Here is a 15,743-nt window from a genome sequence, read left to right as displayed (position 1 = left end):
TCGTTTCGGTCATCGAGCAGATGACCGGTTCGGCTGCGCCGGAGATGGCCCTCGGCCTTCTAAGCGACGATTCTGACGTGGCGTCTCGTCGGCGAGTGGCCGACCGCGCGCAGCAAAGGAGTTGCGCGCTGCGCCCTCTATGCCAGTGAGCACGAGGGCCAGCGTCGATCCCCAGACGACATGTGCGCCGAGCATCAATTCATTGCGCTTCGCGGGATGTTGAGTTGCGAGGCGCAGCAATCTCGAAGCCGGAGCCCAGCCCAGGTAGCTCGCTGACCACACGCCCAATGCATAGAGGGTTCCCGTGGCAACGTCCCTCCTCGGTTGCGCCGCAAACAATGCGCCGGTTGCCGCGCCGAACGCGAAATGCGCGGCAATGGCTTGCGTCGAGGACGAAGCTTTCGGATCTCCAGACGGTGGGCCTTCCGACTGGTCTGTCTCTTCATGGGCAAGCCCGTGGGCCGCTGCCCCAACCAGTTCGCGCGGGGGAAGAGCGTATCGATCTTCGTCGGTAAGGCTCTTGAAGAGCCGGTTCATGGTCAGGGTCATCGCGGCTGTTGCTGCGACGCCTGCCAGTGCACCGAAAAGCAGTCTTGCCATGCTCGGACTCCATCATTGGTGGCTCTCCCAACATGATGTCGAGGCGCATGTTCCTGGAAATCGCGTTTAGACGGGTCGCCTTGCCTCCTCTGGAACATCGGTCCGCTCGTGATGTTCGGCCGCCAAGGGGAGTTTCGTCATGCGTGAACAATCACCGAGCCCGTGGAGCCTGCTGCTCGGATTTGCATTCGGCGGCTTTTTCGACGGCATACTTCTCCATCAGATCCTGCAGTGGCATCATCTGCTCAGCCTCGTGCCCGGCATGGACGACCTGCGGCTGCAGATCCTGTGGGATGGCTATTTCCATGCACTGATGTATGTGTTTGCAGCCGTTGCCCTCATCGGTCTCTGGCGATCAAAGGCTCGCGGCAGGCCGTGGGGCTTTCTGCTCATCGGCTTCGGGCTTTGGCGCGTGGTCGATGGACTGTTGTCGCATTGGCTGCTCGGCATCCACCGGATCAGGGTCGACAGCGAAATCCCCTTGTTGTGGGACCTTCTTTGGTTCGTCGGGTTTGGCGTGCTGCCCTTGATGCTCGGCGTGTTCTTTCAACACCGTTCACGAAGAAAGCCTGCCACAGTCGCAGGCGCCCCTCTGCTCCTTCTGTTCTTGGCGACAGCAGGCCTTGCAGCATGGACATTCAAACCGCCGTCCGATCAACCCTTCACGACGATCGTCTTCAGTCCTGCGCTTGGTCCCGAACGGGTGCTGGACACTCTAAGGCGCTTCGATGCGCGGCTGGTCTGGCACGATCCGGCCATGGGTGTCGTCGTCACGGACTTGGCGCCTGAGCGCCGATGGGCGCTTTACGCCAATGGCGCCCTCCTCGTTAGCGGTTCTGGCATTCCGGCCGGCTGTCTGGATTGGAGCCGGATCTAACTGCGCCACCGGGCAACGGAAAAAGTGCTGCCGCATGGAACAGCGACCGGCGTGGGCGGTTGGCGTGATGATCGGCGTGCCGCCGAGCGATCCTCATCTCAGAACGGAGTGCCGACATGACCGACAGAAAAAGCCGCCTGCAACGCAACGCCCGCCGATTGAGGGCGAGCGTCCTCGTGGTCGGTGCGTTTGTCGTCGGCGCCAGCTATGCTGCAGCCCAGGTGGTCCCCGTGGAAATCGAGACTGGCGACAATTCACTGTTCGCTTCACGCGTCCTAACATCGGGCCTCGATAATCCGTGGGCGATGCGCTGGGGACCGGATGACCAGATATGGCTGACGGAACGCACGAGCGGTGAAGTTACCCGCATCGAGCCGACCAGCGGCAGCCAACAGGTTCTTCTCACCATTCCGGACGTTTACACGGGCCCGCAACATGAGGGCCTTCTGGGTCTCGCCCTGCACCCGGAGCTCCTTCAGGGAACCGGCAACGACTTCGTCTATCTCAGCTACACGATCAACAACGGCACGGCCGAGGCGCCTGATCCCGCTGCGCAGATCGTGCGCTACCGCTACGATGACGCCATGCAGCAACTCGTCGAGCCGGAGATCGTCCTCAGCGGCCTGCCAGCGTGGAACGACCACAATGCCGGGCGTGTCGTCTTCGGGCCGGACGATAAGCTTTACTATTCCATCGGCGAGCAGGGTGCCAATTTCGGGCGCAACCAACGTCGGCCCAATCTTGCACTCGCACTTCCGACGCAGGACGAGGTGGATGACGAGAACTGGCGCACCTATTCGGGCAAGATCTTGCGCTTGAACCTCGATGGCTCCATTCCCCACGACAATCCGGAGATCGAGGGAGTGCGAAGCCATGTCTTCAGCTACGGCCACCGCAACCCCCAAGGCCTTGCTTTCGGTGCGGACGGCACGCTCTACGAAGCCGAACACGGACCGGCGACCGACGACGAGCTCAACATCATTCGCTCGGGCGGCAATTACGGCTGGCCCCGGGTCGCCGGAACGATCGATGACCAAGCCTATCGCTACATCAATTGGAGCGAAGCGCCCGAAGATGTCGACCTCACGGCCAATCCGGTTCCGGACACTGTTCCGCAGTTCGAGGAAAGCAGCTTCGAGGCTGACATGGTAGAGCCTCTTGCAACCTATTGGACAGTCGAAGACGATTATCCGATTGGTGCGATCTGTGGCTACATCTGCGACCCGACGATGGCCCCGTCCTCCATTCTGCCATATCAAGCGGGCGATGACGGCATCGCCGAATGGGACAACTCCGTTCTTATTCCAACGCTGAAGCACGGGACGCTTTATGTGCAGCCCCTGTCGGAGGATGGACAGGAAGCCGACGGCGATCCCGTTGCATGGCTTTCGACCCAGAACCGCTACCGCGACGTGATCGTTGCGCCTGACAACCGCACCGTGTTCATCGCGACAGATGCCTTCGGATCCGCCGCCCAGAAGTTCGGTGACGGCCTCAACACGTCCGTCATTCACAATCCTGGTTCCATCCTGATGTTCACCTATGGCGCCGACGGTGGCGGTCTCGGCTTCGCCAGCGGACCATCGACCACGCAAGAGGCTTTGGCCGGAACCGGCTCCACGGCGGAGGCGCCGCAGGAATGGGAGGACCCCGCGACAGGGGCCGGCACGGAAACGGCAAGAACCGAAGAGGAGACCGGCGGTGAAGACGTCTCCGTCACGGAGGAGTCCAACATCGCCGATGTCGCGGCGCTTGGCGGACCCAAATACGCGGCCAATTGTGCGATGTGCCATGGTGCTGATGGCCGTGGCCAAGGCGGCGCGGGGGCAGTCCTCGCCGGCAACGAGCGCCTTGGCGACGATGACTTCGTGGCAAGGGCTGTCGTGCACGGCTTCGGCTACATGCCGCCCTTCGGCGAACGCCTCAGCGACAACGATCTTGCGGAAATCACGACCTACATCCGCAACAATTGGGGCAACGAGTTCGGCGTTTTGACAACGGAGCAAATTGCCGAAACTCACTGATCTACCGCGGCGCAACAGGAACATCATCCCATTCTCCCGGTTCGGCCACAGGACGGTTTGGCTCCGGGAGGATGGGATGATTGCCGAAACGCTGAAGACGAAACCACATATGCGTTTTCCTGGTGAAGTCGGAAGAGCCAGGCGGCATCCAAGCCTCGTCAATGGATCAGTCCATATCTGGCTCGACAACCTGAATTTCCTGGATGTCCATGCGGGTCACCGTGATGGACCTGTCGTGGACGTGGGTAACGTCGTTCGCGCGGCAGCATCAGACGAGCGCGGCAACCGGCGCAGGATCGCCACAGTTTCCATCCGTGGCCAGGTACCGGAGAGCGATAGCTTCTGGTATTTCCAAAGCTACGCACGGTTTCGCTTTCGCATTCTGGCGCAGCGTGACGCGGCTGATGAGACGTGCACCAAACCAGCGAGACGGCAACTTCTCGAGCTGCTTGAACGTGAGCCTGGGCCTTCGACGCTGATCCTCGTATCAGGTCCGGGTCGAGATGCCCCTGCCGCGCTGCGCGACATCGCGCAGACCAGCGCATGGCGCATCGAGACTGTCACGGTGGGTGAGGCACCTTCGAGAGCGCTGCTGGAACTGAGCCACCTTGTCCGGACGATCGTTCCGGACGCTTCGATCGTGCCAAGTGTTCGCGTGTACGGCCTTCAGGAACCTTCCAATGCATCGTGGTGCAGGTGAGAGCTGCGCTTGGCTCAACCATGGCGTCCAGGTCTGCAGCATCGCGAACGGGATGTCGTGACCGGGAACGTTCGCGCAACACCGCGCTTGGACGCTTGAAACGCGCAGCACAATGAGAGGCAGGGATGGCTCGATACTTTTTCGATCTTGTTGATGGTGTCAAAATCGACAGGGACGACGTGGGCCTCGAGTTTGATCGGCTTTCAGATGTTCGAGCGGCAGCGGCCGATGCGCTTGGCGATATCGCGCGAGAACTCCTGCCCGACGGCCCCAGAAGACACTTGGTCATCCAAGTCAGGGATGCCACTGGATCCTGTATTCACGAGTGCCGGTTCGATTTCAGCGCTCAAGACACGTAAGATGCGTCAGTGCATTCCTTAGGTGGTCAACGGCACGCTGGATCGAAAGCGCGAAGCTGAACTTCGATCCATGTGGTCAAGGTGCAAGCGGAGTGAGGATTTCTCCGCACCCATGCCAAGGACCATGATCTCAAGAATTTGAGGCGACCAGCATCGCCCTGCTCTGATGGAGCGCCTGCAACAGGGTAGCCGCGACGATCTCGGCCGGCTGCCCTTCGAAGTGGTTCTCCGTTACCTTCGACGCGCCGTCTCGGTCGAGCGTCGCAATATAGACCAGTCCGACCGGCTTGCCCTCATCCGGGGCGGGTCCAGCCACTCCTGTGATCGCCACGGCCATATCGGCGGACGGAGCGCGCTGCAGGGAACCCTCCGCCATCGCAAGGGCTACCTTAGGATCGTACACGGTCTGTTGCTCAATAAGCTGTTCCGAGACGCCCAGCGCATCGATCTTCATTGAAGGACGATAGGCAACGAAGCTGCCTTCCAAGACCGACGAACTCCCCGGTGCGGCAGCGACACAGGCGCCGAGCAGACCTGCCGTGCAGGACTCCGCCGTCACCAGCCGCATGTCGCGTTCCTGTAGCTCGTTTGCGAGAAGCTGGCCGGCTCTCGCGATCTCGCCCGAGAACGACGAAAGAGCGTGCTCGACGCGCAGCACCTCGGGTCGGAAAAAGCGATCGTCGATCATCGTCAACATGCCGAACCGATCGGCCTGCGGATGAGAAAAGACAATCGGGTTCATACGCTTGAACCAGGTGGCCTTAACCCGTCGCATCACGGTCGCGATCGTCTCTTGCGCGACGGGATCGTCCTGTGCACCGAGAGCGTCGATCAGACGCTCCACAGTCAGTGACGGATCGTGGCGGAGCGCTTCGACCACCGCGAATATAGTGATGTCCCACTCCAGATAAGTGGCGCCGATCTGTGCCTCATCCCCCTCCCCGATCCCCAGGCCGTCCGTGGGCTTGGCGCGCCGAATTCGTTCGGGAACGCCCAATTCCCGCGCCAGCCAAGGAATTTCCCAGGACTTGATCAGCGATTGCAGTGGCGCCAGGTCGCCCACATCCCCGTGAAGCGTCCAGAGCCAGCGCCCAGCTCGGAGAAATTGTCCGTGCTCGCGACCAGCCCGCCGAAGCGATGAGCTTGGTCGTAGAGTGTCATCATCCGAAGTCGCGCACGCAGATTGCCGCGTCGCGTCCGCGCGGCCGCCGTGTCGGACTGAGCGAAAGCGGGATCCAGCGGGCTGAATGTGTCCAAGAGAGCCCGGTACTGCTGCGACAGGTCGAGATGCAGATGCTCGAGGCCCAGAGCATTACAAGCCTCGACACCACGTTCGGTTTCGGTTGGGTCCTGTTCAATCGGGAGCGTGTAACCGACGACGTGCCACCCGGCCCGCTTCAAGATTGCGGCGGTCAGAGCGCTGTCCACCCCGCCGGACATTCCAAGGACGGCGGTCGACATACCCGCCTGCTCACGATAGTCCGTCAGTTGCCGGATCAGCCGCTGGCTCAGGTCACGCAAAACGGACGGCTCAAGAAACTGTTCGGCCTCGATCTGCTCACGCAGTTGCGCATCGAACCAGGGAGAGAGTTGTCCTCGTTGTTTCTGCCGCGACAGTTCGAGAATTTCGTCGAGATGATGCATCGGCTTTTCCTCCGCCGTCCCAACCAACTCCACAGCCCGGGGTTCCTGGAAGCTGGCTTAAGTCCTGGATTCGGCTCGCTGGAATTGTTGTAAAGCTGAAGGCGTGCGGTCGTAGGAGTGCTGGATCAGACGACAGAACGCCAAATTCGGGCCGGGACCGGCAGCATCACCTTGCGGCGCGCCCGCTCTTCTTCATGAAGAAGCAATTTCGGCGGGCTGGTCCTTCCCGTCAGATGAAACCGGTGTCGAATGCTCGGGCTTGCGCACTCTTTCGCGCGGCAGAGGTGCGACGGAAGGATCGTCCACTTCCACGTAGTCGCCGGCGATCAGCCGTGCCCCGCGGTCATAGGTCAGATAGCGCCACAGCCATTGCATCGAGACGATGAAGCGATGCTGGAAGCCGACCAGAAGATACACATGGATCACGGCCCAGGCGAGCCAGGCGAACCAGCCCTTCACCTTGAACTTTCCATGCTCGAAAACCGCCGCATGTCGTCCGACGATCGCCGTGTTGCCGCGGCTGTCGTAGCGGAAAGGCAACAAAGGAGCGCCCGCCGTGATATGTGCTGCCAGCGAGCGGCCGAGATGTGCCCCCTGCTGCTTGGCCACTTGCGCAAGACCTGGCAGGGCCTGCCCGCTCTCGTCTCGAAAAACGGCCACATCGCCAAGAGCGAAGATGCCGGGCTGACCGCGAACCGACAATGTCTCGTCCACGGCGATGCGCCCTGCTCTGTCGGTCTCACCGAGTTGCTTGGCAAGCGGCGAGGCAGCGACGCCAGCGGCCCAAATCACCAGGCCAACCGGTACGTGGTCTCCGGCGATGCTGATCGAGGTCGGCCCGACATGGTCGACCGCCTGGCCGGTTCGAACCTGAACGCCCAATCGTTCCAGCCTCGCTTTCGCATAGGCAGAGGTGTCCTCGGAAAAACCAGCCAGCAATCGTGGCCCCGCTTCGATCAGCGTGATTTTCGCCGCTGCCGAGTTGATGCTGCGGAAGTCGCGGGCAAGCGTGAACCTGCTCAATTCAGCAATCGCCCCGGCAAGCTCTACGCCGGTGGCCCCACCGCCGATAATCGCGACATTGAGAAGTCTTTGCTGTTCGACGAGATCGTCCGTGCGCTCCGCGCGCTCGAAGGTCAAAAGCAGCTGCGACCGGATGTGGCGTGCATCTTCAATTGTCTTCAGCCCAGGCGCCCATTGCGCCCACTCATCCCTGCCGAAGTAGCTGTGACCGGCCCCGCTCGCGAGCACGAGATGGTTGAAGCCGATGCGCTGCCCACAGGTCATCCGGATCTCGCGATCGACGGGATCGACTTCAGAAACCTCGCCGAAAAGCACCTGGACCGATTCCTTGCCGCGAAGGATCTTTCGAATGGGCTCGGCGACATCGGTCGACGACAGCGCTGCGGTCGCGACCTGATAGAGGAGCGGCTGAAAAAGATGATGATTGTGTCGATCGATCACCACCGTTTCGACGCCAGCACTGCCCAATTCCTTCGCGACTTCGAGACCCGCAAATCCCGCTCCGACGATGACGACATCGGACTTGCGGGTGCGCCGTGAGCCGGGTGCGTGATGGTTGGGCACGCGTGAATCCATGAACGAAGCTCCTGTCTAAATCGCTTCCCGACGCCCGCTGATGGCGATCATTTGGACTCGTCACAGAGAATCCCGCGACGGCTCCGACGCCTGGAGCCTTCGCGGGCTCATTGAGCCGACACCAGAAACCGCTGGCATTGGACCTTCCAGCCCGCCGAACAGCTCAACCGGCGCTTTGTTCGTAAGAATCAAACGAAAACCTCGCACTGAGGGCGGAAACGGCCCTCGAACCGTCCACGCCGCGCGGGTCTCCGGCTCGCAGGCAGCCGAGTTTAATCTATTTCAATTTGAGTTAATTCGGATTTTTGCCTCTGCATAACAGGCTCTCCTTGGTTCGGGCGCAGGCGCTCTCGTCGTTCTAAGGGGACTCTGTCGTGGTCAAGTGGCAAGCAATCAGCATCAAGAAGAAGGTCTATTTCTGCTTTATCGTTCTCATGGGCACATCTGTAGCTGCGTTCGCCTATACGTATATGGCGCTGGACCTGCTGAAGAATTCGACCCGCTGGAACATGCATACGATGACGGTCATCTCCGAGTTGAAGGAGATGGAAACGCTGCTGGCGCTCCAGCAATCGTCGATCCGGGGCTATTTGACGACGGCCAATCCGAGCTACCTGGAAAGCTTCGAGGAGTACAAGGCCAGTTTCAACACGATCCATGCCCGCACCACCACGCTGACCGAGGACAACGCCGTGCAGCAGCAGACGCTGACCGAGCTTGCGCGGTTGCGTGACGAGTGGGAAGCGACGGCCGTCTCCGGCATGATCCGGGCTGCGCAGGAGTCAGAGGTCAACACGGTCAAGGCGGGCCTCGTCGATGCAGGGCGGGAGATGTTCCGGGGCATCCGCGCGAAACTGGATGAAGGTGTTCAGCTCGAGGGCTCGCTGCTCACCGAGCGCCAAAGCACAGCGGATGCGGCAGCAAGCAATGCGGCGATCGCGACCATTGGCGCTGGCAGCCTGCTTTTCCTCATCGTGGTCTTCAGCATCGCCGTGATCTCCCGGTCGCTGATCCGGCCGCTCCTCCTGTTGCAGAATGTCCTTAAAGACATTCGTGAAGGGCAGCTTCAGGTGGATGTACCCTATCGGCAGCGGGAAGACGAAATGGGCGCGCTCGGTCGGAGCATCGAGGAGCTTCGTCTGTCCGCTGTTGCCAAACATCAGTTCGAGCTTCAGGCGGCCGACGAACGTAAAAAACGCGAGGCCGAGCGGGAGACGCTGCAGATGGCTGCCGAAGACGCAGCGAACGCGCGGGTCCGCAACGCGGTGGAAGGTTTCGCCACAGCCCTTGGAAGGCTGGCCGAAGGCGATGTCGCGTTCCAGATCGACACGCCCTTCGCTCCCGAATTTGACGGACTGCGCCAGGACCTGAACCACACGATCACTCAGCTTGGAGAGGCGCTCGGAGCGGTCGGCGGCGCTGTCGTCTCCATTCAATCGGGTGCGTCCGAGATCAATTCCGGCACATCGGATCTTGCGCGCAGGACCGAGCAGCAGGCGGCTTCGCTGGAGGAGACGGCATCGGCTCTGGAAGAAGTCACGGTCAACGTGAAGAACTCCGCGTTGCGAGTGGCCGAGGCGCGCGCGGTCGCTCAAGATGCCAATGCGAGTGCCAAGCAGTCCGGCGAGATCGTCAAGGATGCCGAGGCCGCCATGCAGCGCATCGCAAGCTCGTCGCAGCAGATCGCGAGCATCATCGCCGTCATCGACGAAATCGCCTTCCAGACCAACTTGCTGGCTCTCAATGCCGGCGTCGAGGCGGCACGCGCCGGGGATGCCGGCAAGGGGTTCGCCGTCGTCGCGCAAGAAGTGCGGGAGCTCGCCCAGCGCTCGGCCAGTGCAGCCAAGGAGATCGAGCAACTGATTTCCAGCTCATCCCAGGAGGTTCGCGCAGGGGTCGATCTCGTGCGGCAGACCAGCACGGCGCTTGCGTCCATCGAACGCTATGTTCTGTCGATCAATCAGCACATGGAGGCGATCACCAGCGCTGCCAACGAACAGGCAATCGGCATCTCCGAGATCAACTCGACCGTTGGTCACCTGGATCAGCTGACCCAGCAAAATGCGGCGATGGTTCAGCAGAGCAATTCGGCGACGGAAGGTCTGGCGCATGAAGCCAGCGCTCTCCGCCAGATCACGGCGAAGTTCAAGCTGCCGATGCGCGATCCTGCTTCGTCCCTGCGGGAAATGTCGAAATTGATGGCGAAGCCTTCGACTCCATCCTTTTCGATGGCGAGTGCCGCCCCGATGGAGCGGCGTGTCGCCAACGGCTCGACCGGCGGCTCAGGCTGGCAAGAGTTCTGAAGTCATTCGCCGCCATCGATGCCGCGCCGCTGTCACCGACAGCGGCGCGGCATCAATTTCGTAGGCCATCGACAACTTCGCGAAGTTTCGCGTCGAGTTCCGAAAGTCGGAACGGCTTGCTCAGGAACGTGATGCCGGGGTCGAGCCGGCCGTGATGCACGATCGAGTTCTCCGTATAGCCCGACATATAGACGATCTTGATCGACGGCAGATGTGATGACGCGGCATCCGCCACCTGCTTGCCGTTGAGACCACCGGGCAAGACCACGTCGGTTAACAAAATCTCGAAAACTTCTCCTTCATGAAGGACGCTCAGCGCAGCGTTGCCGTCGGGAACACTGACGCTTTCATAACCGAGTTTGCGCAGACAGGCTTCGGTGTGCATCCGAACGAGATCGTCGTCCTCGACGAGTAGAACGCGCCCCTTGCCCCCGATCACTGGTGCGGCGGGGACATCGGACACTCCGGCAGTCTCGTCGGTCGCACGTGGAAGATAGATCGCAATGGTCGTGCCGATCCCCAGCTCACTGTAAATGCGAACGTCGCCCCCGGTTTGCTTGGCGAAGCCGTAAACCATCGGCAGACCCAGGCCTGAGCCTTCCCCGGGTCGCTTCGTGGTGTAGAACGGCTCGAAAGCCTGAAGCTGCTGCTCCGCACTCATGCCGACACCGGTGTCCGAAACCGCGACCATCACATAGTCGCCGGCGCGAATTTCGCGATCTGAAGCCACCGTTTCATCGAATGTTCGGTTCGTCGCTTCGATCAGCACGCGACCTCCGCTCGGCATCGCGTCGCGCGCATTGAGGACAAGGTTCAGCAGCGCATTTTGCAATTCGCCGCGATCGACGGCAGCTTTCCATAAAGAAGGTGCGGTGGACAGCTCGAGAGCGACAGATCCGCCGGCACTGATCTGGGCCAGCGGAACGGCTTCGCGCAGCAGATCGACGATATTGCTCACTTGCGGATTGAGTGGCTGGCGCCGGGCAAAGGCGAGCAGCCGGTGCGTCAGTTCCGCAGCCCGATCACCGGCCTGCTTGATCATGTTCAACTGGATCGCCGCTGGGGCCGTCAGATCTTTCGCATTGTCGAGCAGCGCTTCGGTGCAACCGATGATGACGGTGAGGATGTTGTTGAAATCGTGAGCAATCCCGCCGGTGAGTTGCCCTATCGCAGTGAGCTTTTGCTGCTGGCGCACCCGCGACTCCAGATCTCTCTGATCGGTCACGTCGCGATAATAAACTGTCAGGCCTTCCTCATGAGGAAAGGCACTGACGAAATAATTGCGCTTGTTCAGCGGTAGATAGAGATCGAAAGCCGTCGGCTGTCCACTCGATTTCGAGCGCTGATACTCGCCGAAGACCTCGGTCTCGACAGCTTCAGGGAAGACGTCCCAGAAGATACTGCCTATTATCCGATCTGCCGGCTGCCACCCATCTTCCTCAGCCGCGTGGTTGAAATAGACGATGCGCCAGTCGTTATCCAAGGCGAAAACCGGGTCGGTGATCGACGACAACACGGCCTGCATCTGTGATCGGGCAGCGCGCTGGCCTTCCAGGGCAGCCATCCTGTTTTCGATCAACAACAGGTTTTCGATGCATGTCGCCATCACCGACGCCAGTTGCGCGATCTCTGCCTGATGGTGGGAGTCGAACTCCCCCTTCTCTCGCCCGATGATGACGGCGCCGAGAACTTCGCCTAACTTCCCCATGACCGGGGTTATCAGATAGAGCGCGCTCAACGGTTCCGCACTGCCCGTCGGCCCGACCATCTCCATCATCTCGACATCGGTTAGCACAAAGCTAACGCGCGTTGCTTCGAGCCGGCTCTGAACGGGTGTGCCCAACAGATTGATTGCATGCTGGGTGGGCGGAAAGGTCGACTGGGTGTTGTGGCAGTCGCAGGCGAAAAGCTGGATCGTGGATGTCCGCCCCTGCGTCAAGGCGAGAGCGGTGATGCCGGCATATTGCACGACCGCATCCGCATGCTCGATCTGCACCATGTTGATGGAGGCGCTGGCGAGGAGGTTGCCGCGTCGCAGCCGCTCCTGTTCGAGATCGCGTCGGATCCTTTGCGACCGGAAGATGAGGTAGCTCATCAAGGCTGCCAGCAGAGACGCGGTTGCACCCATGGCGATCAAGAGAATGCTGCGTGTCCACCATGGAGCAAGGACAAACGAAATCGAATGACCGACATAGACGTAGGCGTCGAACCGCGGAATTGTTTGCGCTACGATAAAACGTTCAATTCCATCGGCAGAGCTGCTTCGCGTTCGCGCTAGCGCTGCGCGGCGTGCCTCCTGGTAGATCGGGCGATCGGAAATGTTCTTCCCAAGAAGCGAGCGATCCAGCGGCGCGCGCGCCACGAGATACCCGTCATTGGTCATCACGCCAGCAACGGCACCATAACGCGTTGCATGATAGGCTACGATCGATGCGAGCGCATCGACGGACACGGCAGCGGAAAGCACGCCATCGAATTCGCCGGCCGCGTTCACGATAGGCATGGAGATCATCCAGACCCAAGTATCGTCGTTGGGATCGCCGAAGACGTTGACCATTCGCGGAGGAGACGTGATCACGTGGGGCGAGGGATCCCTCAACGCCGCTTGGTATTCCGGCGCCTCGCGCATGTCAGCCGTCACCGTCAGCCGGTTGTCGGTGGAGACTGCACGATATCCATTGCGGTCGATGACGTAGAGACCGAAAAGTGACGGAATTTCCTGCACCGACGTGAGGAAATTGTCGGTGAGTATCGCTTCGGCCGTATCGCTGCTGTATCCTTGGGCATTGATGTCCGACAGGTACAGGCGCAGCGTCGCGACGGTTAGGCCAAGTATCTGGCTCATTTGCTGAGCAAGAGCAGCGTTGAGGCTTTCCGCCTCCTTGTAGCCTCGTTCGATCGTATCCGCTCGGTCCGCCGTGACGATCAACGAAACGGCCACAGCTATCGCTGCACTGAAACAGAGGTTGAGAAGGATCGAGAGTTTCGTGACCGACTTCATTCTTCAGATGGCCGTCGCCTGATAACGCTGTCGGCTTAGAACCTTCCAAGGCTCACGCACAAGTGGGCCATCACTTGTTCCACTAAAGTTTTAGCATAGCCGACATGCCATTTAATCTTTTTTACCCAATTATATTTTGGTGTTAAATCTCCAGAGATAGTTTGATTAGCGAACAGAGTGCGCTCGAATAAATCGAGACTCGCACAGACTGCTGGTGAATATCCCGATGGGCCTAAATATACTTGTCGTCGAAGATGATGCCAATATCGCTAATATGCTAATACACACCTGGCCCGACTCGCGCGATCATCTCAAGGTTATTGGATCGGCGAAGCAGACGCTGAGAATGGCGCTCACAGGACAGCTCGAGTTCTTTCATTGCGTGCTAATGGACGTCAATTTACCTGATGGGAGCGGGCTTGAGCTGCTGGATGAAATTCGCGCCAAATCCTCCCTGCCGGTCATCCTCATCTCCGGCGGAGGGAACGCGGACACACGCGCCGAAGCGATCACAGGCGGGGCGGACGACTATGTGATGAAGCCGTTCAGCACGAAGGAACTGCGCGCGCGGGCCGCACGGGTGATCGCCATGCGCGAGGTTGCGAAAGGTGCGAAACCGGCGAGCCGACATGTTCAGATCGGCGCGATCCAATGCGATCTTTCCGCGCGAACGATGGTGTTGGATGCACAGACCCAGGAACTGACCGCAGCGGAAGCCCGCATCATCGAATGTCTCGAACAGAAGCGCGGCGAAGACTGCAGCAAGATGTTCATTTCGCGCGAGGCATTTTCTCGCGAATACATGTCCACCGACAAGACGATCGATGTCTACATCAATCGGATACGCAAAAAGCTGTCCTTCTTGTCATCGGACGCAGCTTCAAAACTACTGACCGTGAGAGGCATCGGGTACCGCCTCACGAGGTGAGAGATAAAATGTAATGCAGAGGGGGCGCAGGTTGTGGTTGAAATTGATTGTCAAACACGCGAGCTGATTTCTCTGATGGGCCCCGCCCGCCGCTCCGTTGCTTCGGCGTCTCGAAGAGCGGCCAAGAAGCAGGGACTGTCAAGACAATCCGCTCTCACCGAGTCTCCACTGCACAAGGCGTTGCTGAAGGTCGCCGGCCTGACACTGGTCGAACTGGATTTCGAGCCGGACGGGGTCGTTGTGACCCCTGTACGAAATGGCGCCCCTTGCGGTGCGCGCCGGGACGTCTGGAAGGCTCCGAATTCCATCAGTTGGGAATTGTTCCGGACCCGCAGCATCACGCGCCCCAGCTCTAAGGCGACCTATATCTGCACGGCGCTGACGCAAGCCAATGGCGTGAAGGCGGTATGGCAGCTCTGGCTGTGGGGGTATGACGCGCAGGAGCGGAAAGCCGCGGGTTTTGCCCGCAGGGTAGAAGACCTCCCCTCGCCCCAAGAGCTTTCGAGCGAGCAAAGTGCTGTTTCCGAAGCGACCCGAGCCTTGTTGCAGGGCGAATTCTGCCTGTGGTTTCAGCCCAAGATCGACGTCCGATCCGGCGGGCTGAGCGGCTACGAGGCGCTGGCGCGCTGGAAGAGGGGCGAGCAGATTCTGACACCGGGTCGCTTCGCCGAAGCGATGAACGACAGCAATTTTCTCAAGATGCTCGGACGGTTCGCTCTGGATCAGGCCATTGCCCAGGCGCAGGCCTGGCTGCAGGCGGGCCATGATTTCGGTCACATCGCCATCAACGTATCACCGGCTGAAGTGGCCGATACATCGGAATGCTTCGCCCAGCGGATCATCGACACGATTTCCGAGAGCGATCTCGACCCGTCCTACATCCAGATCGAGATGACCGAAGGCGTTCTGCTCGACGATGGTTGCGCCAGGGTGCAGAATGCCTTCCAGAAGTTGAAGGACGCAGGACTGTCGATAGCGTTCGACGATTTTGGAACCGGCTTCGCAAGCCTGAGCCACCTGCGACAGTTTCAGTATGACGTCCTCAAAATCGACAGCAAGTTCACCACTGGCATCGACGAAAAGGAGGATGCGCGGGCGCTTCTCCAAGCGATCATCAGTCTGGCTCGAGCCTTAGGGAAGACGGTGGTCGCCGAAGGCATCGAGACGCCGAGCCAGTTCGACACGCTCAAGGAACTCGGCTGCGACTACGCGCAGGGATATTTTCTCGGCAAACCCGCGCCCGCAGCGGCAGGCGCCGATCTCACACACCTATTTCAATAAGCGCCAGGTTGGAGAGGACACAATGAACACCGAACTGATGCCGAAACTTACCGAGATTCTCGACTCTCTGGTGGAACAGAACCGCCTTCTCAACCAGCAACTCGTCGGCACCCGCATTGCCTGCGCCCTTGCTTTGGTTCGCACATGCCTGACCGATGCGGACCCCCGCGCCGCTGCGGACATGATCAGCGCAGAACTGAGCGGCATCGGCGTCGCGGTCGCAGACAAGTCTGCCGGCTTCCAAACCGTCGGGATCACCGACGCACTCGAAGCCATAGCCACCATGGTGGAACGGACGGTCGAGGAAAAGCTGATCGCCTAAATATCGACAGCGATGGGTACGACAGTTTCTTCTGCTCCCAGTCTGCCGTTCTGGGCGTCAATTGCACGTCTTTTCGCGTCCAACGAGCTTGCGTCTTCGGAAATC

The 15,743-nt window shown here is 60.2% G+C and carries 13 protein-coding genes; 8 read left to right on the top strand and 5 right to left on the bottom strand.

What is annotated here, in order from left to right; genetic code table 11:
* Positions 1 to 9 precede the first annotated feature (9 nt).
* Positions 10 to 600 carry a hypothetical protein gene (locus QQL76_RS09885; protein WP_499207484.1) on the bottom strand — a complete coding sequence of 197 codons (591 nt, stop codon included), beginning with the start codon at positions 598 to 600 and terminating at the stop codon, positions 10 to 12.
* A gap of 139 nt (positions 601 to 739) precedes the next feature.
* Between QQL76_RS09885 and QQL76_RS09880 the strand changes: the two genes are divergently transcribed.
* From QQL76_RS09880 to QQL76_RS09865, 4 genes are all read left to right on the top strand, one after another.
* On the top strand, positions 740 to 1,477 hold the full coding sequence (locus QQL76_RS09880; protein ID WP_499207483.1) for a DUF2243 domain-containing protein: 738 nt from the start codon (positions 740 to 742) through the stop codon (positions 1,475 to 1,477).
* 116 nt (positions 1,478 to 1,593) lie between these two features.
* Positions 1,594 to 3,501: a glucose/sorbosone family PQQ-dependent dehydrogenase gene (locus QQL76_RS09875; RefSeq protein ID WP_499207482.1), complete on the top strand. Its 1,908-nt coding sequence runs from the start codon at positions 1,594 to 1,596 to the stop codon at positions 3,499 to 3,501.
* A 241-nt stretch (positions 3,502 to 3,742) separates the two neighbouring features.
* Positions 3,743 to 4,201: a hypothetical protein gene (locus QQL76_RS09870; protein WP_499207481.1), complete on the top strand. Its 459-nt coding sequence runs from the start codon at positions 3,743 to 3,745 to the stop codon at positions 4,199 to 4,201.
* A gap of 125 nt (positions 4,202 to 4,326) precedes the next feature.
* Positions 4,327 to 4,560 carry a DUF6894 family protein gene (locus QQL76_RS09865; RefSeq protein WP_499207480.1) on the top strand — a complete coding sequence of 78 codons (234 nt, stop codon included), beginning with the start codon at positions 4,327 to 4,329 and terminating at the stop codon, positions 4,558 to 4,560.
* A gap of 130 nt (positions 4,561 to 4,690) precedes the next feature.
* Here the strand turns inward: QQL76_RS09865 and QQL76_RS09860 are convergent, their stop codons facing one another.
* The 3 genes from QQL76_RS09860 to QQL76_RS09850 form a co-directional block, all read right to left on the bottom strand.
* The gene (locus tag QQL76_RS09860; RefSeq protein WP_499207479.1) at positions 4,691 to 5,623 is read right to left on the bottom strand and encodes a nicotinamide-nucleotide amidohydrolase family protein; all 933 of its coding nucleotides are present in this window, start codon (positions 5,621 to 5,623) and stop codon (positions 4,691 to 4,693) included.
* Positions 5,593 to 6,204, bottom strand: a complete 612-nt coding sequence (nadE, locus tag QQL76_RS09855) for an NAD(+) synthase (protein ID WP_499207478.1) — start codon at positions 6,202 to 6,204, stop codon at positions 5,593 to 5,595. The genes QQL76_RS09860 and nadE overlap by 31 nt, the downstream gene beginning before the upstream one ends.
* Positions 6,205 to 6,396: 192 nt before the next feature.
* Positions 6,397 to 7,803: an NAD(P)/FAD-dependent oxidoreductase gene (locus QQL76_RS09850; protein ID WP_499207477.1), complete on the bottom strand. Its 1,407-nt coding sequence runs from the start codon at positions 7,801 to 7,803 to the stop codon at positions 6,397 to 6,399.
* A gap of 374 nt (positions 7,804 to 8,177) precedes the next feature.
* Here QQL76_RS09850 and QQL76_RS09845 point away from each other — a divergent pair, with 374 nt between their 5' ends.
* A complete protein-coding gene (locus tag QQL76_RS09845; RefSeq protein WP_499207476.1) occupies positions 8,178 to 10,106 on the top strand; it encodes a methyl-accepting chemotaxis protein in 1,929 nt (642 codons plus the stop codon).
* Positions 10,107 to 10,158: 52 nt separating this feature from the next.
* On the opposite strand, the gene QQL76_RS09840 is transcribed toward QQL76_RS09845, so the two are convergent.
* Positions 10,159 to 13,107: a hybrid sensor histidine kinase/response regulator gene (locus QQL76_RS09840; protein ID WP_499207475.1), complete on the bottom strand. Its 2,949-nt coding sequence runs from the start codon at positions 13,105 to 13,107 to the stop codon at positions 10,159 to 10,161.
* Between the two features lie 214 nt (positions 13,108 to 13,321).
* On the opposite strand from QQL76_RS09840, the gene QQL76_RS09835 reads away from it, so the two are divergent.
* The 3 genes from QQL76_RS09835 (at position 13,322) to QQL76_RS09825 (ending at position 15,638) form a co-directional block, all read left to right on the top strand.
* Positions 13,322 to 14,035 carry a response regulator transcription factor gene (locus QQL76_RS09835; RefSeq protein WP_499207474.1) on the top strand — a complete coding sequence of 238 codons (714 nt, stop codon included), beginning with the start codon at positions 13,322 to 13,324 and terminating at the stop codon, positions 14,033 to 14,035.
* Positions 14,036 to 14,110: 75 nt separating this feature from the next.
* A complete protein-coding gene (locus QQL76_RS09830) occupies positions 14,111 to 15,316 on the top strand; it encodes an EAL domain-containing protein (protein WP_499207473.1) in 1,206 nt (401 codons plus the stop codon).
* 22 nt (positions 15,317 to 15,338) lie between these two features.
* On the top strand, positions 15,339 to 15,638 hold the full coding sequence (locus tag QQL76_RS09825) for a hypothetical protein (RefSeq protein ID WP_499207472.1): 300 nt from the start codon (positions 15,339 to 15,341) through the stop codon (positions 15,636 to 15,638).
* The last annotated feature ends 105 nt before the right edge of the window (positions 15,639 to 15,743 follow it).

Source organism: Rhizobium albus, assembly GCA_030160035.1.
GTDB classification, from domain to species: Bacteria; Pseudomonadota; Alphaproteobacteria; order Rhizobiales; family Rhizobiaceae; genus Georhizobium; species Georhizobium albus.
This window is presented reverse-complemented; position numbering and strand designations above follow the sequence as displayed.